This window comes from Arenibacter sp. S6351L (assembly GCF_023016025.1).
Taxonomy (GTDB): domain Bacteria; phylum Bacteroidota; class Bacteroidia; order Flavobacteriales; family Flavobacteriaceae; genus Arenibacter; species Arenibacter algicola_B.
In genome coordinates, this window is sequence record NZ_JALKBB010000003.1 from 178,745 (window position 1) to 198,075 (window position 19,331).

At 40.0% G+C, this 19,331-nt stretch carries 14 protein-coding genes; 8 read left to right on the forward strand and 6 right to left on the reverse strand.

Features of this window, described 5'->3' with window-relative positions:
- The 3 genes from MWU82_RS04155 to MWU82_RS04165 are packed head-to-tail and all read right to left on the reverse strand — an operon-like array spanning window position 1 to window position 4,317.
- Window positions 1–2,445, reverse strand: coding sequence for a hypothetical protein (locus tag MWU82_RS04155; protein ID WP_247095322.1), 2,445 nt, complete (start codon window positions 2,443–2,445; stop codon window positions 1–3).
- 55 nt (window positions 2,446–2,500) lie between these two features.
- Window positions 2,501–3,313: an aldolase/citrate lyase family protein gene (locus tag MWU82_RS04160; RefSeq protein ID WP_215949886.1), complete on the reverse strand. Its 813-nt coding sequence runs from the start codon at window positions 3,311–3,313 to the stop codon at window positions 2,501–2,503.
- A gap of 38 nt (window positions 3,314–3,351) precedes the next feature.
- Window positions 3,352–4,317: a D-2-hydroxyacid dehydrogenase gene (locus MWU82_RS04165; protein ID WP_247095323.1), complete on the reverse strand. Its 966-nt coding sequence runs from the start codon at window positions 4,315–4,317 to the stop codon at window positions 3,352–3,354.
- Between the two features lie 674 nt (window positions 4,318–4,991).
- On the opposite strand from MWU82_RS04165, the gene MWU82_RS04170 reads away from it, so the two are divergent.
- The 8 genes from MWU82_RS04170 to MWU82_RS04205 all read left to right on the forward strand — a co-directional run bounded on the left by MWU82_RS04170 (window position 4,992) and on the right by MWU82_RS04205 (window position 16,245).
- The gene (locus MWU82_RS04170; protein ID WP_247095325.1) at window positions 4,992–5,810 is read left to right on the forward strand and encodes an alpha/beta hydrolase; all 819 of its coding nucleotides are present in this window, start codon (window positions 4,992–4,994) and stop codon (window positions 5,808–5,810) included.
- Between the two features lie 111 nt (window positions 5,811–5,921).
- The gene (locus MWU82_RS04175) at window positions 5,922–7,061 is read left to right on the forward strand and encodes a glycerate kinase (protein WP_247095326.1); all 1,140 of its coding nucleotides are present in this window, start codon (window positions 5,922–5,924) and stop codon (window positions 7,059–7,061) included.
- A 54-nt stretch (window positions 7,062–7,115) separates the two neighbouring features.
- The gene (locus tag MWU82_RS04180) at window positions 7,116–8,330 is read left to right on the forward strand and encodes a Tm-1-like ATP-binding domain-containing protein (RefSeq protein ID WP_247095327.1); all 1,215 of its coding nucleotides are present in this window, start codon (window positions 7,116–7,118) and stop codon (window positions 8,328–8,330) included.
- A gap of 86 nt (window positions 8,331–8,416) precedes the next feature.
- Entirely contained in the window at window positions 8,417–9,277 is an 861-nt protein-coding gene (locus tag MWU82_RS04185; protein ID WP_247095328.1) for a phosphoenolpyruvate hydrolase family protein, read from the forward strand.
- A 7-nt stretch (window positions 9,278–9,284) separates the two neighbouring features.
- Window positions 9,285–9,698, forward strand: coding sequence for a cupin domain-containing protein (locus MWU82_RS04190; RefSeq protein WP_247095329.1), 414 nt, complete (start codon window positions 9,285–9,287; stop codon window positions 9,696–9,698).
- Between the two features lie 76 nt (window positions 9,699–9,774).
- A complete protein-coding gene (locus MWU82_RS04195; RefSeq protein WP_247095330.1) occupies window positions 9,775–13,116 on the forward strand; it encodes a PVC-type heme-binding CxxCH protein in 3,342 nt (1,113 codons plus the stop codon).
- A gap of 174 nt (window positions 13,117–13,290) precedes the next feature.
- Window positions 13,291–14,754: a potassium/proton antiporter gene (locus MWU82_RS04200; protein ID WP_215949879.1), complete on the forward strand. Its 1,464-nt coding sequence runs from the start codon at window positions 13,291–13,293 to the stop codon at window positions 14,752–14,754.
- 372 nt (window positions 14,755–15,126) lie between these two features.
- The gene (locus MWU82_RS04205) at window positions 15,127–16,245 is read left to right on the forward strand and encodes an adenylate/guanylate cyclase domain-containing protein (protein ID WP_247095331.1); all 1,119 of its coding nucleotides are present in this window, start codon (window positions 15,127–15,129) and stop codon (window positions 16,243–16,245) included.
- 135 nt (window positions 16,246–16,380) lie between these two features.
- Here the strand turns inward: MWU82_RS04205 and MWU82_RS04210 are convergent, their stop codons facing one another.
- From MWU82_RS04210 to MWU82_RS04220, 3 genes are all read right to left on the reverse strand, one after another.
- A complete protein-coding gene (locus MWU82_RS04210) occupies window positions 16,381–16,758 on the reverse strand; it encodes a hypothetical protein (RefSeq protein WP_247095333.1) in 378 nt (125 codons plus the stop codon).
- A 105-nt stretch (window positions 16,759–16,863) separates the two neighbouring features.
- Entirely contained in the window at window positions 16,864–18,708 is a 1,845-nt protein-coding gene (locus MWU82_RS04215) for an ATP-binding protein (protein WP_247095335.1), read from the reverse strand.
- A gap of 30 nt (window positions 18,709–18,738) precedes the next feature.
- Entirely contained in the window at window positions 18,739–19,326 is a 588-nt protein-coding gene (locus tag MWU82_RS04220) for a DUF4202 domain-containing protein (protein WP_247095336.1), read from the reverse strand.
- Window positions 19,327–19,331: the final 5 nt, after the last annotated feature.

Here is a 19,331-nt window from a genome sequence, read left to right on the forward strand (position 1 = left end):
TTACTTTTTCTTTAATTCATCTTGGTTTATAATCCAAACTTCGGAAACTTGGGATCCCCGTTCCCCCTCTCCACAGCTCCATTCCAGTTCCAGAATTCCGTCCTCTAAAGCATTGGCAGGAACTTTAAACTCGTATATGGGCTGGTCTCCGGTGGTGATGTAGTCGTGTATCATTATGTTCTCTGCCATCAATTTAATTTTTGAACGAAATCGCCCTGTATAACCTACCTTAATTAAATAGGAGCCATTGGGATCCAAATCGGGGTACACCATTTTTAAAGGTTCGTCATATAGGGCCGTAACTTGGTTCATCCAAGATAGGGGAGTAGTATGGCCGTCAAAGCCTACCGCCGTTATCTCGTGTACCCATTCTTCACCTCTCAGGCCAACCCCAAAACCGACCCTTGGCGATTTCAACCCACCTGGGTCTTCTTCATAGCTATAATTGGAAACTACCCTGTTCCAACTTCCTGCTGTCCCAAAATTATCATAATATCCACCGGGACCCGGGTTATTCCGCTCCAATAAATTGGCTATTGCTTGTAATTTATCGGCTTCATCCCCGTGCTTTTCGATTATGGAAAGCTGGTCCAACAGCCACATACCATCGTTCAAGGGAACATCAATATTATCTATAAAATTTCCTCGCCCAGCAGCGGCAAAGTGTTTTTCTACCGTTAATTGGGCGCCTATACTTTCAAATAGATCATCGGCCAAGGTATGGCATCTATTTTTCCATTCGGGCATAACAGGTTGCAACTTCGCCATATATAAGGTCGCCTTGGCTTCCTCCATTGCTTTAACTGGCCCCAAAGATTTAGCAGCAGACAATATTTCCCTCGCCTTCATTTCCAATTCTGTCTCATAAATCAACCTTCTGTATTGATAAGCGTCGAAATAAGCTCTTATGAGTCCCATTTGGAAACGAAAATTACCCAAAACTTCCTTTGTTGCATTTTTTTCCAGATCCTGCCACTGCTGCAAGGTTCTAATTACACCATCGTTGGTAAGTAGGGGACCTTGAAGGTTTCTTTCCAAGGCCTTTAATCCTTGGGACACAGTCTCTGTATATTTAGGACCAATAAAATAGCGCGCATAATCCCGTAAAGTTTCCATAACAGGTGTTTCGGGGTCCCAATCCTGGTCGCTCCATATCATTTTATTTACATCATCATTGGTACCTTCGGAATAACTTATACTTCCCTGTGCATATTGGTCAAAGGCATTATGGATTATTTTTTGGTCATTAGGCCTAGGATTAATACACTCCCTCCCTAGGGTAATGGCATAGGCCAAATCCCAATGTGGTTTAGGATATTGACTGCTCAGACTATGGGTTATATCCGGGTATCTTCTTATAGGAATTCCCGGATTTAGGCGCTCCCTAATTTCTTTGATCGGCGTTTTTATCCACGGTCCAAATACAATACCACCAAACCAAGGGTACTCTTTGTTTACATGCTCATAAAAGCTTTCGAACCAGGCATTGGTGGGCCTAAAAACCTGAGGAGAAACCCATATTTTGGCATTTGGATGGTATTCGTGCAGCACTTGGGCTTCCTTTTCCAGCCAATTGAACAATTCATCCGGCTCCAGATCCCCGGGATCCCCACCCGGGACAAATAGGGCATCCAATCTGGGCACGGCTTTGAATACCTGGCGGCGCTCCTCAATTTCCAACCTCAAGGAATCGGGACTTGTATAGTCCGACCCTAAATTGGGATACCACATCCAAACATCCATGCCATATTTATCACAGATTTTAGATTGTTCCGCTATCATTTCAATTGCCGGGATCTTCATATGTACACTAGTGAAGTCATCATCGGTGCGGGGAGGCATTATTTCAATACTATTTGCTCCAAATATTGCCAGATCCCTTATATAATTATCGAATTGTTCCACAGAAAATGCGTCATAGGAATTGGTTTTTGGTCTATATCCCAATTGGTGACCCCGTATTGGAAAGGCCGGACTGGAAGCTATATTCAGACCAGAAGGCAGTAAAATTTGTCCCTGGGATATCTCCAATTTTCTTAAAAGCTTTCCGACCCCATATAGCACACCTCTGGAATCCTTCCCTACCACGAGGACTACATTTCTTTTGGGAACTACTACTATTTTATAACCTTCCGCCTTTATTTCTGGCATAGTGGCCAGGTACTGCCTGTATCCTAATGGTAATTTATCAAGTTCCTTTTCAAGTCCAATAACAATAGCACTTTGGGCTTGTTTTGGTATTTTATTTCCCTTAGACAATGCAATGCTACTCCTTTTGCTTATTTCCTCCTGTAAAATAGTGATGGCATTTAGGACCAGGAGATCCTTCTTCTCCAAGCTGATTATTTTAGCGTTACCCAAATCGATCATTTGTCCAAAAAGGACAGATGGATTAATGAAAACAAACAGAATTAAGAATGCGGATAGTTTAAAAATTCTGTTCATATAAATTAATTTAATTATCTAATTATGAGACATTTAATATATGTTAACTGTATTATTATATGGCCAACTCGCTGCCGGCTGACAAATTGTGGCTATCGCCTACTGCCTTTTTAATGTTATTAAGATCCTCAGAAAGTTTTTGACTAAAAAGTCGCATATCCGAACTGTGCAAAACAATATTGGCACCTTCCTTGACATATTTTATCTGATACTCCGGATGGGCGGGAAAATGTATTCCTGCAGCAAGCCCTTTTCCCCTTGCCTTGTGTATTATTTCTTTCACCGCCTTTTCAAAATCGGGGTGATCATATTGTTCCGGTAGACCCATATTTATGGAAAGATCATGAGGACCTATAACGATGCCGTCCAAACCAGGTACACTAAGAAGCTCGTCCAATCTCTGAACCGCTATGGTACTCTCTATGTTTATCAAACACAAACTGTCCTGATTGAAGTTCTGCAAATAAGATTTTAATACTGTTGATAATTCTTCCTTTCCGGTAAGCACATTTTGAAGTCGCTCACCCTTCAAGGGTCTATATTTGGTAGCACCTACTATTTGTTGTACTTGACCTATATTTTCGATATATGGGGCCAGGACCCCAACAGCCCCTGCATCTTTGGCCATACATGCCGCATAGGGGTCAGGACTTGGTATACGAACAATTGGATCCATACCATGAGCGCTATACACCTGACATAGAAAGGTAAGCTCCGTTCTGTCCAAGGGAACATGTTCGGTGTCCAGAAAAACAAAATCCAAGCCAGTGCCCTTTACTACCTTGGACCAAATAGGGGAAGTAGAAAGAATACAGGTCCCGTAGATATTTTGGTTGTTGCTTAGTTTTTGTTTGAGGTTAAATGGCATTGGTTAGTATTTAGTGTTCCTTGTACAGTGATATATGATTAATTATTTACCACATTTATCGGGTTCCCCTTTATAAAAGCTTCTAAATTTTCAAGGGCCGTATTCAACAATCTATTCCTCGACTCTTTTGGGGCCCAAGCAATGTGCGGGGTTATGATACAGTTACTGGCTTTTAGTAATGGATTGTCCCTATCAATAGGCTCTTTAGAAACTACATCTAGGGCCGCACCGGCCAATTTTCCATTGTCCAAAGCTTCTTTTAAATCTTGCTCAACGATCAATTGTCCGCGAGAGGTATTTACAATCATGGCTCCGTCCTTCATTTTAGAAATATTGGAAGTGTTCATAATACCTTCGGTTTCCGGGGTAAGTGGACAATGTAAACTTATTACATCCGATTTAGCCAAGAGTTCATCCATATCGACCTGTTTACACGTATTGCTCTCCAGTTCAGGTTTCTTTCTACTCCCAGAAGTCAAAATATTCATTCCAAATGCCTGGGCCAATTTGGCCGTAGCTTGTCCTATTCTCCCAAAACCGATAATGCCCATTGTTTTGCCATCCAATTCTATAAGCGGATAGTTCCAGAAACAAAAGTCCTTGCTCTTGGACCATTCTCCTTCCTTAACGGCACGATTATGATCTCCTACATGATGGCACATTTCCAAGAGGAGGGCCATGGTCATCTGCGCCACTGCCGTTGTTCCATAACTGGGTACATTAGTGACCACAATACCTAATTCTTTGGCGGCATCCACATCAACGACATTGTAGCCTGTGGCCAACACCCCAATATATTTTAACGAAGGTACTTTATCCAAAACCTCTTTGGGCAAAGGTGTTTTGTTGGTAAAAATAATCTCTGCATTTCCTATGGCTTCAATAATTTTACCGTTTTCGTATTCCGTTCGGTCATAGATAGTAAGTTCTCCATATTTTTTAAGCTTCTCCCAACTAAGATCTCCTGGGTTTAAAGTGTATCCGTCTAGAATAACAATTTTCATATCTTATTCACTAATTAATTTATTATCGATAATTATTACTTCACAAAAATGGTCCCAAAGCTTTTTTTTGAACCTAAAGTTAAGAGAGAAATTACTTTTTATTTCCGCCCAACAACCAATTTTGATATAAACTATACATTTAGGTAAATAGAACCAAATAACTGGTTATTAATTATTTTATTAAATAATATTATTTTTTGTACGATACAAGCGTATTTACCGAAACGCCCATCAATTGTCCAATAAAATATACAGCCAAAGGTCAAGGATGATTAAATTGTTGCCTGCACTAATTACACTTTTTTTAGTCTTATTTAAGCCTAATCAATACAACGAACCTATCAAAGAACACCCTGTGTTTCCTACAAATATAAAATATATAGTGAGGGTATACTAGCCTATATTTTATCCAATTCAGATTAAATATTGACTTTCCCGCTATATAATCGATGATGGGCTTGCACGCCACAAGGTTTAATCAATTCGTTTATTCCTATAGGGATAACACCTTACAATCTTGAATTACTTCAAAATGATTCATTTCCGGTCCAAAAAGTATCAATTCTGAATCTATTATTGTTATTTACAGAGAAAAGGATAATTTTTTTAATCTGTTTTTATGATATTAGAGGAATATTCATAACCATATAACCAACCTAAACTGAAGTTAAGCCATGAGAAATCTAGTAATTTACATGTTTGTGGCAGTATTGCCACTGTATGCCAATGCTCAGGCCCTTAGTTATAAGACTGTAGAAAACGTATATTACTACGATTCCCAAACGGCAGATCAAACTTCGTATATGAAAGAAAAAAGTCTGTTGGATGTCTATTATCCTGAAGGGGATCACAAAGTCCCGGTGGTTATCTGGTTTCATGGAGGAGGTTTAACTGCTGGTCAAAAGGAAATACCATCTGCTTTAAAGGATAAAGGATTTTGTGTGGTCGGAGTAGGGTATAGGCTTTCCCCAAATATAAAGGCCGAAACCTGTATTGCCGATGCTGCCGCAGCCATTGCTTGGGTATTTAAAAATATTGAACGTTATAATGGCGATCCCAGTCAGATATTTGTCTCCGGACATTCAGCAGGAGGTTACTTGGCCTTAATGGCCGTTATGGATAAAAGCTGGCTTAAGAAATACAATTTAGATTCCGATCTGGTCGCAGGACTAGTGCCCTTTAGTGGTCATACCATTACCCATTTTACGATAAGAAAGGAACAAGGTATTCCGGGAGAACAACCTATTATTGACAAACTAGCGCCCCTATACCATGTAAGAAAAAATGCACCACCTACCTTATTAATTACCGGAGATAGGGAAAAAGAGATGCTGGGGCGTTATGAGGAGAATGCCTATTTCTATAGGATGTTGAAAGTTGCCGGCCATGAGGACATTACCCTTTACGAAATGGACGGTTACGGACATAATATGACGGGACCGGCATTTCCTTTATTGGTTGATTTTATAAAATCCAAATCGAATGTGGACTAGAAAGATTTGATATTTTAAAAAATGGATATAATTTTTCACGTGCCAATATTTTGTACATTATTCCCTTGTATTTATGAGTCAAAAAAATAACCTGGAGCCAATCAGCATATAATGAAAATCGTAATAGCCCCTGATTCTTTTAAGGAATGTTTATCAGCGCAGGAAGTGGCCACCCATATAGCCATAGGAATTCGAAAGATAATACCTAATGCAGAAATCTTTGAAATCCCGATATCAGATGGGGGTGAAGGCGTACTTGAAGCGCTTATAAATGGGGTTGGTGGCCGTAGAATATCAGTTTCCGCAATGGATCCCCTTATGCGTCAATTAAAAGCTGAATACGGTATTTTGAAGGATGGAAAAACAGCCGTTATTGAGATGGCCAAGGCATCTGGATTGGAATTGCTTAAAGAACATGAAAAGAACCCTCTTATAAGTACAACCTTTGGTACGGGACAATTGATAAAGGATGCGTTAAATAAGGGGTGTAATAAGATAATTATCGGTATCGGTGGAAGCGCCACCAATGATGGGGGAGCTGGAATGGTCAGGGCACTGGGAGCCACCTTCTTGGATGATAATGGTGAAGAGATTCCTGAGGGAGGTGGAAGTTTAGAAAGGTTGAAGAGCATTGACTTGTCCAATTTTGATAAAAGAATTCAAAATTGCGAGGTAATCGTTGCCTGTGATGTATCCAATCCCCTTACCGGTGCAAATGGTGCCTCCATGGTTTATGGTGGCCAAAAAGGCGGTAGTAAGCAAGATTTGGAGTTCTTGGATAGTAACCTTGCCCATTATGCCAATAAAATTAAGGCCACCCTTAATATAGATGTTTCCGAGATTCCCGGAGCAGGAGCTGCTGGTGGCACCGGTGCCGGATTAATGGCATTTTTGAACGGCAAACTGGTAAATGGAATAGAATTAATTCTACAGACCATAAAAATTGAAGAATTTATAAAACAAGCCGACCTGGTCTTTACCGGCGAAGGTAAAATAGATGGACAAACCCTGCATGGCAAAACTATTTCAGGGATTGCTGCAATGGCAAAAAAACATGAGGTACCTGTAATTGTGCTTACTGGAAAAATAGGGGAGGGAATTGAAGAAATATATAACATAGGTGTCAGTGCCGTATTTTCCATAGTAAATCAACCTATGGATTTAAAGGAGGCTATAAACCAAGCCCCTGTGTTAATTCAGGACTGTACCAAAAATGTAATGTCCGCCATTATGTGTTTTAATAAGGATTAAGATCAACGGATTTATATAACAACAAAGACTTTGGAACACTATAAACAATCATCATTGGAAAGAAGTATTATTATGGTTGGTTGCTTCGATACCAAAGGTGAGGATTTTGGATATCTATATACTTGCTTAATACAGCACGGGGTAAACGTAGTTACCATAAATACAGGTGTAATGGGCTCTACTGACTTATTCCCTGTACATTTTGAGGCTGAAGAGGTAGCCAAAAGAGGTGGAATTACATTATTCGGGTTACGTGCCCAAAAAGACCGTGGTAGGGCTATTGAAGTTATGGGAATTGGTGCCGCAAGTATAATTGAAGATCTTTTTTCCCAGAATAAAGTGAATGCCGTAATTGGCATGGGCGGCGGCGGCGGTACTTTTATAGCTCTAAAAGCTATGCAGGTTTTACCATTTGGTTATCCAAAATTATGTATTAGCACATTGGCTACGAAAGACTTGTCCGCACATATTGGGAGTAAGGACATTACACTTATGCCTTCCATTGTAGATGTCGCCGGACTAAATAGCGTTAGTAAAGTAGTAATTCGTCAGGCGGCGGCGGCGATTACCGGGATGATGAAGACCTCGGCATCAAATAACGATAAGAGGGAGAAATCCATAGCCATTAGTGTTTTTGGAAACACTTCCCTTTGTGTGGACAAATGTTCTGAATTATTGAAATCCAAAAGATTTGAGGTGTTGGCATTCCATTCCGTTGGTGTTGGAGGCAAGACCATGGAGGGATTAACATTGGATGGTTACTTTGATGCCATATTGGACATTACCACCACCGAATTGGCAGATGAACTTTGCGGTGGAATATGTAGTGCAGGACCGGACCGTTTAACCGCTGCTTCCAAAACAGGAATTCCCCAAGTTGTAGTACCCGGATGTTTGGATATGGTAAACTTTGGCCCCATGGATACCGTACCAAAAATATATAAGGACCGACAATTATTCAGCTGGGCTCCCGATGTAACCCTTATGAGAACCAATGAGGAAGAAAACAGAATTCTAGGAAAAATAATGGCCGAAAAACTCAACAAATCCTTGGCCCCAGTGACAGTACTACTCCCAATGGGAGGGATATCCAAAATTGGAGGGGTTGGAGAAGTATTTCACAATCCGGAAATAGACCGGGAATTATTTAATTCCATTAAAAGCAATACCAAAAAAAATATAAAGATAATTGAAGTTCAGTCGAATATAAATACTGAGGAATTTGCGGTGCAGGCCGTAAAATCCTTATTAGAAATAATGAAAGATTAGAATGTCGATAACAAATCGATTCAGTCGAAGGACAATCGAATAGGAATATTAACCAAAATCAACTAATCAAAACAAAAAAGGAAATTATGCCAAATCCATGGACAGGGAAAGGAAACCCCTACACAAAACAAGAAGTTAGAGATAGATTACAAGCAGTAGTAAATCAAAATAAAGCCATTATTGCGGCCGGTGCCGGTACCGGGATCAGTGCCAAATTCATAGAAAAAGGAGGCGCGGATTTAATCATTATCTACAACTCGGGCAGGTTTAGAATGTCCGGACATGGTTCAACGGCAGGTATGATGGCCTATGGGGATGCCAACGCCGTGGCCATGGAAATAGGGGAATTTGAGGTTTTGCCCGTGGTGGAGGAAATTCCTGTTATCTGCGGTGTGCATGGAAGTGATCCCCGAAGAAGGATGTGGCATTTCTTGGGAAAAGTAAAGGATATGGGATTCTCCGGGGTAAATAACTTCCCAACACATTCCATCATTGATGGTCATTTTAGAAATGTTCTTGAAGAAACCGGAATGAGTTTTCAAAAAGAAGTGGATATGATAGATTTGGCCACTAAAATGGACCTATTTTCTATAGTTTATGTTGGTAAACCGGAAGAGGCCGTACAAATGGCCGATGTGGGTGCCGATGCCATAATTGCACATGTAGGGACTACAGTTGGAGGATCTATAGGAGTCACCAATGCTTCCGCATCTATGGACGATGCCCTGGAGCGCACCCAAAAAATTGTTGATGCTGTAAAGAAAGCAAATCCCAACGCATTTTTATTGGCGCACGGCGGACCAATAAATACCCCTGCCGATGTAAAATACGTTTTGGAACACTGCAACGGTCTTCACGGCTTTGTTGGCGCATCGTCCTTGGAGAGAATGGGGATAGAACAGTCATTGACCAACTTGACCAAAGAGTTCAAAGCACTGACCCTATAGTTTGTTTATGGAAAGGAATTGGAAATTTGTCAAAGAAAAAGATCAGATGTTCGAAAGGGCCTTCGGGCGGGATCATCATTGGCATTATCATCCCGAAATTATAAAACAGGCCGACTCCTATATGGTAAAGGTAGTGATGCCGGAAGGAGGGGGACACAACTTTCACGTTCACCCCGAAATGCATGAAATTCTATATGTACTTAAAGGTACGGCTGAACAATGGATAGAGGATGAAATGCAATTATTGGAGGTAGGTGACTCCGTTTACATCGGTGCCAATGTTGCACACAGTACTTTTAATGCCGGACAAGGGGAATTGGAGTTTTTGGCTATCCTATCCCCTCCGGAAGGATGGGAAGCGGGTACTGTGGATGTAAGTGAAAATGCACCTTATTCAGAATATCGTCCACGGATCGAATGATCTAAAATTTAATCTTTTTCTTGAAGCTATCTCATTTGCATTTGGCTGTAGTAATTTATAATATAAAATTTTGAAAATGAAAAATGTAACCGCTTACCTTTCAATGTTATTGTGTGGAATAGTCCTTTTATGCAGCTGCTCCGGGGAAAAGGAACCGCCCCCTCCGTTGACCTACTCTGGGGAGAATCCAAGGGTTCAGGATCCATTAAGTCCTGAGGATTCCCAAAAGCATATTCAGCTTCCGGAAGGATTCAAAGCAGAGTTATATGCCGCAGAGCCCAATATTATTAACCCCATCGCCTTTACTTGGGACGAAAGGGGCAGACTGTGGGTGGTACAGTCCAAGGATTATCCACATGGACTGGCCAATGATGTTGGTGGTGATAGGATTACCATCTGCGAAGATACCAATGGGGATGGCAAGGCCGATAAATTTACCGATTATGCTACCGAGCAAAATCTAACAACGGGAATAACCTTGGTAAAAGGTGGGGCAATTGTGTCGCAAGCTCCCAATATGGTTTTTTTGGAAGATACCGATGGGGATGACAAAATGGATAAGAGTACGGTTCTGTTCGAAGGTTTTGGAACTTGGGACACTCATGCAGGGCCATCCAATCTGCGTTATGGGGTTGATAACATGATATGGGGTTCCGTAGGTTATTCCGGTTTCGAAAATCAGTTTCAGGGCAAGCCTGTAGAATTTAAAATGGGCGTTTACAAATTTGCCAAGGATGGTTCCTATTTTGAACCTGTAGGGCAATTTAACAACAACACCTGGGGACTTGGTTTTAACGAGAATTTTGAGATATTTGGTTCTACCGCCAACAATAACCATTGTTGTTATGTTGGGATTCCCATAAAACACTACAATTATTTAAATAAACTACCGGCTTGGGCGGTCAATGCCGATTTTATCCAAGGGCACTATGAAATTACCCCTGTAGGTACCATTCCGCTACAACAGGTAGATGTCCGTGGGGGTTATACAGCAGCTGCTGGGGCCAATTTCTATACCGCGCGAAACTACCCGGAGGCCTATCAAAATCAAATGTATGTTTGCGAACCTACCGGTCATTTGGTGCATATTGCAAAAATAGTCAAGGATGGGGCAGGGTACAAAGAGGTCGATGGTGGCAATATTTTTGCCAGTACCGATGCTTGGACAGCACCAGTTTTCACAGAGACCGGGCCAGATGGGAATTTATGGGTAGCGGACTGGTATAACCCCGTAATCCAGCATAACCCCGATAAGCGTGGAATGGACAACCAGATCTGGAACGCGGATAAGGGAGAGGGCAACGCCCATAAAAATCCTTTGCGCGATTATGGCCATGGTAGGATCTACAAAATTACCCATGAAGATGCTGATGATCCGGATATCACTTCTTTGAATCCCGAGGATGATAGGGAACTTCTGAAGGCCCTAAAAAGCGACAATATGTTCTGGAGAACTACTGCTCAGCGTATTATAGTAGAAAATAAAAAAGTATCCCTTATTCCGGATTTGATCAAATTGGCAGCAGACCATAACAATATTGATAAAAGTGGTCTCAATACCGGTGCCTTACATGCCCTATGGACTTTAAAAGGCCTAGGCGCACTCAACGGCTCCAATGCCGCCGCCAACGAAGTGGTCGAAAAAGCATTGACCAGTAGTCCCTATGGGGTTAAAAGGGCCGCACTGGCCTTATTGCCTTCAACCAAAGAAAGTAGTGAAATCCTTGCGCAATCAGGCCTTTTAAGTAGTACTGACGCACAGATCAAGCTTGCTACGGTACTTCGTGCGGGGGAATTGCCAGAATCCAACGCCTTATATGCCGAAATAGAAAGGTTATCCCAAGATACGGCCAGTACTTCTGACAAATGGCTCAATGCTGCTATAAAAATTTATTTCAGGGAATTGAACTTCCAAGAGGTAGATCCTTCAACAGTAGTTATGGTAATACCCTCGGCGGAAGAAAAAAAATCTACATGGAATTATACTACTGTCGAGCCTGCCGATAACTGGACGAAATTGGAATTCGATGATTCCGATTGGAAAAAGGGCGCTGCCAAATTTGGAGGCGACAATATGAAACAGGTGAGCACTCCTTGGAGCAGCTCTGATATTTGGATGCGGCAAGAAGTGATCATTAATGATGAAATTACGGAACCTGTTATTAAAATAGCCCATGACGACGATTATGAAATTTATGTCAATGGTCAACTTATGATATCGGAAACCGGTTCCAGTGAATCTTATAAATACATAAAACTGGACAAGGAGAAAGGTGAATTATTCAAGAAAGGCAAGAATTTAATTGCCGTTCACTGTGTTAATACTGGTGGAAATCAACATATTGACTTAGGTATAGGCAAGGTGGGCAAAATTAAGGCCGATGTAACCTTTGTACTCAATACGGTAAATCAGGAAATGGCTTATGATAAAAAGACACTTCACGCCACTGCCGGACAAACAATAGAGATTGTCTTGAACAACAAAGATCAGATGTCCCATAATTTGGTAGTCATCCAACCCGGTAGTCTGGATACTTTTGGGGCCATGGTAGATGGGTTTTTGAAGAACCCCGATGCTGAAAAAATGGGCTATGTGCCAAAATCAAGATATGTGCTGGGTGCAACGGATATGTTGACACCAGGGGTTACAGGGTCCGTAATTTTTAAACTTCCGGACACTCCGGGAATATATCCCTATGTCTGTACTTTTCCAGGGCATTGGCGAATGATGCAGGGCGTAATCGTAGTAACAGCCCCAGGGTCCTACATTTCCGAAAATAAGGATGCCCATAAAATTTCCGCAATGGGCGGTGGTGGTTCCCATGACTTCCTTAAGTTTTTTGGTATAGCAGATGGAAAAATCCTTAGTGAAGGTGGGAAAAACACAGTAATCTATACCGAGAATTCAATGGAATTGGGAACCTTGCTTCCAACTACAGATGTGCTATTACTTAGCAACAACAAACCTTTGGACAAAAATACCAGAAATACCATTATGTCCCGTGTAAACGCGGGGAAAATGAATATGCTCATCTACCATCCAAGTACCTGGTATAATTGGGAGGACTGGCCGGAATACAACAAAACCTTGGTTGGCGGGGGATCCAGGTCCCATGAAGATCTACAGGAATTTGAAGTAAGGGTCCTAAAGCCCGATCATCCCATAATGAAAGGCGTACCCTCCAAATTCAGGATCGTGGACGAATTGTACCGATGGGAAAAGGATCCCGAAGCTGAAATAGAGGTTCTAGCGGTAAGTAGAGGCTTAAAATCCGGAGAAGAATATCCCACGGTATGGATCGTAAAACATCCAAAGGCGAAAATTGTCGGGAATACTTTAGGGCATGATGAAAGGGCCCACGGGCACAAGGCCTATCAAACTATTTTAAAAAATAGCGCGGATTGGGTAGAAAACTAGTATAGAAAAAAATCGTAATTCAGACATTATCAGTGACTAAAGTGGGGTTCAAGAGCACGGAAGAATATTATAGGTGAAATCTATAATACTGTGGATTTAAATCAATATTCGATTTTTATTACAATCTTTAATAAGAACCCTTATTTTTACGGAAATACAATTTAGTTCGGCATAATGAATTTAACCATAGAAAATATAGTCTTAGTCGGTTCAATACTTCTTTTTATAAGTATAGTTGTTGGTAAGACTTCCTACAAATTTGGGGTCCCCACCCTGTTGCTCTTTTTGGCTATTGGAATGTTGGCTGGTTCCGATGGCATTGGGGGAATACGTTTTGACGACCCCAAAATTGCCCAATTTATTGGAATTGTATCCCTTAATTTTATTTTGTTTTCCGGGGGACTGGACACCAACTGGGAAGCAGTTAAGCCCATTCTTAAGGAAGGTCTGGTCCTTTCAACCTTGGGCGTTTTACTTACTGCACTGTCCTTGGGCACCTTTGTTTGGTTGATAACCGACTTCACCATATACGAAAGTATGCTGCTGGGTTCTATTGTATCCTCCACGGACGCGGCTGCGGTATTTTCCATTTTGCGATCCAAAAGTCTCGCCTTAAAAACCAATCTTAGACCTACCTTGGAATTGGAAAGTGGTAGTAACGACCCTATGGCCTATGTATTGACCCTTGCTTTCTTGACACTGGTAATTCATCAGGACCAAAGCATATTTTCCATTATACCTTTATTTTTACAACAAATGATTTTAGGTGGAGCAGCAGGTTTCGGTTTTGGAAAACTGAGTAAATATATAATCAACAGTATTAAACTCGACTTTGAAGGGCTCTATCCCGTATTGGCAATAGCACTCATGTTTATTACATTTTCTGCAACCGACTTTGTTGGTGGAAATGGATTTCTAGCCATCTACATATGTGCTGTATATCTTGGCAATCAGGATTTGATACATAAGAAAACTATTCTAAAAATGTTCGATGGGCTGGCTTGGTTAATGCAAATTGTACTCTTCTTAACCTTGGGCTTACTGGTATTTCCTTCACAAATTATTCCGTATATAGGAATAGGCTTACTTATTTCGTTATTCCTCATTATTGTAGCCAGGCCTCTTAGTGTATTTCTTAGTCTGATCTTTTTCAAAATGCGGATGAAAAGACGATTTTACATTTCATGGGTCGGATTACGTGGAGCAGTACCCATCGTATTTGCTACTTACCCTCTTTTAGCTGGAATAGACAAGGCAAATATGATTTTTAATATTGTGTTCTTTATCTCGGTAACCTCTATTTTAATTCAAGGAACTACACTCTCCATTGTAGCTAAATGGCTGGGAGTTGCCATACCGGAAAAAGCAAAAAGATTAACAACAACAGATCTCTTGTTTTCCGAAAACCCCAAGACAATTATGAGAGAAATTGCTGTAGGCACTGATTGCTATGCGGCAAACAAAAAAATTGTTGAATTGGGTTTCCCCAAGAATGCCATAATTGCCATGATCAAAAGAGGGGACAAGTATATTACCCCAAACGGATCCACCGAAATTAAAAGCGACGACACCTTAATTGTTCTTGCCGATCAACAAAGAATCATAGACGAAGTATACAAAACCCTTAGGATAAATTAGTACAATTTTTCAAATTTTTCCATGCTATCTCCTTCATAACCCGTTTTGTTTCCTATACTAGAATTATAAGGTAATTACCACATACTTATGTGATTGCAGCATACCTATATCTCCACGAAATTTGCACCAAAATATTGTGACATGGGAACATCTAATTTATATAGGTTCCTGGTACTATTCAGAAATCCTAAAGGTTTTTATTTAATTATGTGCTCATGAATACTCTGGGAGACATAGATAAAAAATGTCCCACAATATGTTGAAACTTTAAATGTCTGGAAAGGTTTAATTGGATAACTCCAGTACTTAATAGACGTAGCCAGAGTCTGGGCAAATAATTTGGTATGGAACGATAATTAAAGAGGGCAAAAAATGAATAAGCAACTTAACTCCTACAAACCCGGTGCAATAAATATGCATAAGATTATTACTATTGCGGTTTGCTGGATACTTATTCAATTTCTCCTTTACGTAAACGAATACTCCAATGTCAGTAATTTAATAGAATTAAAAAAACTTTCCGGCACCTATGAGTTTTGGCCCGGATTTTTTAATTCTCTGCACATTCATACCCTTAGTGGTATAGTTGGTGGGTTTATCCTTGTAGCGGATATGCCCTATAAAAATAAGCAGCGACTTTTAAAGTATGGGGTATTGGGATACGGACTACTATTTGTTATTTCCTACCTCACATTGTTTTCCTGCATTTTTGTAATACTTTATGCCTATAATTTATTTTTATGGGATGTTGACATAGCCTTCTTCCATACCCTAAATACCTTGAGCCCTAAAATAAAGGCGATGTCGTTTTTTGTTTCAATAGTGCTATGGGGAATACTTGTGTCTATAACACAGTTTATGTCCAATATAAATGAAATACTAGGGAAAGGAATTCTATGGAGATTTATTTTAGGACACTTTAATAGTCCCAAGGAAGAGGAACGCATATTTATGTTCCTGGATTTAAAAGGGGCTACCACCATAGCAGAGAAAATGGAAAGCAAGTTGTTTTTTGAAATGCTCAAAGAAGTATATTACGACATTTCTACGCCCATTGTAGAAAGTGATGGTGAAATTTATCAATATGTTGGGGATGAAGTGGTAATTACATGGCCAATGGAAAAAGGATTAAAAAACAACAACTGTTTGATGAGCTTTTTTAGAATAGAAAACAAGATTCAAGAAAAACAGCTAAAATATCTTAATAAGTATGGCGTAGTACCAAGTTTTAAGGCAGGAATGCATATAGGTAAGGCCACGGTAGGCGAAATTGGCGTAATCAAAAAAGAAATTGTTTACTCTGGAGATGTCCTTAACACCACTTCCCGAGTGCAAGACCTATGCAATTATTTCAATGTTAAAATTTTAATTTCAAACACCTTGTTGCAGTTGTTACAACTTAGTGGAAAATATATCAATATCCCCATAGGGGAAATAAGCTTAAGGGGCAAGGAAAATAAAATCGTACTAAGCACAATTGCACAAGTTTAAATATTGGTAGAAATTAAAGATGGAATAATCAATTTTAGGTGTATAAAACCATATTCGCTTACCAACAAGAATTAATATTTCCCCTGTCCAACATTATGGCGTACAGCGATCCTATAATTTGGTCCGTATAAGTTATTACACCTCTTTTTTGTCCATCAAAGGATTAGGGTAATTATCGGATTGATCTTCTATGGTTTCATCCAAACAGACAAAATCCTTTTCCAAAAGTAGAAATAGCTCCTTGCCCTTTTCCAAGGCCATGGTATGTTGAAATCCAACACGATCACTTTTTTTCCAAACCAATTTATCCTTTTCGGGAAGGTACATAATGATGGTGTCGTTTTTAAAATCGGCTTCCAGATGGGAAATATTCTCCTTGCTCCGCAATACATATTTAAAGATGTATTCCTTAAACTCTGTCTGCTCCTCATAGAATCCAACGTCACAAAATGTTGCTACCTCTGACTTGGTTAGTCTATAGCGTATTGAGTTTCCTTTTATCCTTATTTTCATACTAGATTTGGTTTAAATAACTTCTTCCCTTGCTATAGGTTCCATTACTTTGCCTTAGTTGCCAAGTCGATACAACCTAAAGAAAAGTCTGGATTTGGGCAAAAATTATTCCTCTGCGGCCATTAATTCCCCACTATCCGTTTTATAATTAATGGTTACTCTGGTACCTTTACCCGGAATGGAATTAATAAAAAGACGCCCGTTGATATAGTTCATTCTCTCCTTCATAAAGAAAAGTCCCATTCCTCCTTCGCTTGTATTTTTGGGTACCTTTCCCAATATGGAATCGTCAAAGCCTTTGCCATCATCGTCGATGACTACACTTAAAACATTGTCATTATAATTAATGGTAACCAAAATATAATTGGCCTCGGCGTATTTTATGGCATTATTCACCGCTTCCTGTACTACCCGATAAATATTGGTTTCTGCCAAGGAATTAAAACGAATGTTCTCCTCTGTCTTGTTTTCGAAAAGTATATTTTTACCGGTAAGCTTGGAGAGTTCATGGGTCATTTTGTGCAAAGCGGGAAATATACCATGATCACTCAGCTCAGGAGGGGTGAGGTTAAAGGTGGCCGTGCGAACCCCTTTGATCAAATCACTGGCAAGACTTTTTATGTATTCTATCTTTTCGGCCGTTTTTTCTTTATTGGATAGATTGATCGATTCTATATTAAACTTCAAGGCCGTTAGCATTTGTCCAATGCCATCGTGGATATCTTTGGCAATTCTTTTACGCTCTTCTTCCTGACCTTCTACAATCTGGCTAGCCTGCAACTGCTTTTGCCTCATGGTCTCCTCATAATTTTCTTTCGTCAATTGGGCAACTTTCAATTGATTCTTTTTCCTTTCAGTAATATCGGAACACAAAATTAAAATAGACTGTTGGGCAGATTGGTGCATTGGAATAATGGACATATCCAACCATAACGAGTCACCTTTGGTTGTTTTTATCTTTATTTCCTCGGTCCTTATATTCTTTCTATTGCTTTTCAATACTTCCATCAAATATTGTTGTTGCCCTTCATCCGTGGTCAACATTTCGTACAATGGCTTATTTACATCCTGATCGTTACGCCCAAGGAGTTCATTGAACTTTTTACTTATAAAGACAACATGGCCATCTTGCTTGGCGCTTGCGAAAAGGGCGGCATTGTCTATCACGAAATTTAGTTCTTGTAATTCCTGAAGTGATTTTTCCTTTTCATTGAAAAGTTTTTTTATTTCCTGCGCACTTTCCTCAGATTTCTTTTGGGTGATCATCAAATTTTTGATGGTATTTCTAATTTGTACGGAAAGAGGTTTAAAGATGAAAAATATCTCCAACAACAATATCAATAGTGAAAATGCCAATAAGAGATACTCCTTGAATTTTAAATTTTGTAGATGTGTTTTGCTAAGGGCATCATATTTATTGACAATGGTATCCATCATCGCCAAAAAGGCACTTTCGTTTTTTAGGACGGCATCAATATTCGACTGATTTGGAATGGAATTTCCATTTTCCTTATAATCACTCAAAATATGCTCTACTGCACTAACCATAGCATTGTAGTGCGGGTCTATATTTTCAAAAAGGACTTTTACCTCCTCTTTTTCTGCCTGTGAAATACCCATGGCCATATCACCAAATTGCAATGTCTGATGGGCGTTCTTCCATACCGATAGGGTTTCACCCAGTTCAGTAATAACCTGTGCCCGCTGTGAAGCCTCCGAGCTTTCCTTTAACAGAAGTACTTCTTTTGTCAATTTTTGACTGTAGGCCCTTTGTCTCCCCGCAATGTTGATTACTTTGGAATCATCCAATTGCGAATTTAAATGATTTTGGATAAGAATTTGGGCAACAATGATACTCAAGGCAATAGCGGCCAATGCCAATAAATACCACTTCCGGATCCTTTGAAAGATGGCAGTATCCAGGGGAGCTAGGTATTTATCGTCGTTCATTTCCTAAATGGTGTTGCTCAAAATTAGACCCTATTCCTTGAGGGCTTTGCCTATTAAATCCAGGGATTCCTTGGACAAGGGTAGTTTCAATGCTGCATCATGACCTTTTTTGGACATTTTTCGCCATGTTTTTTGAAGGATATCAATCAATTTTTCCTCGGGGTATTTATGCGAAAATGGCTCAAAATAGAATTCGAGGAATACTAGACAAATTACATCTTCCAAGGTCTGTGTCTCTGCCTTCTTTTTAAGTTGTTTCTTTTCGAGCAAAAAGGCTACCATATCTATCATTTCTTGATCATAGCCCACCTCCTTAAGAATGGCACCGGCCTTCTTTGCATGAAATTTTTTAAGATCCTGCCTCCATTTTAAATAGCCCGTCCTGTTCATTTCATAGGATTCCCTAGGAATTTCCCACCTACAGATATGTTGACATCGAGCCGTAAGCTGCAGGGATTCCGGGGCCTCAGGATCGAATGTATTTAACTTCTCTGTCATTCTCATGGCGTACAACAACTCCTTGGGATACTCTTTGCCCTTCCAAACTTCCACATTGGGATCATTCGCATTTGCTTCGTCAAATAACTGGAAGGCTTTTTTTAATTTTTCTGAGGCCATAATTA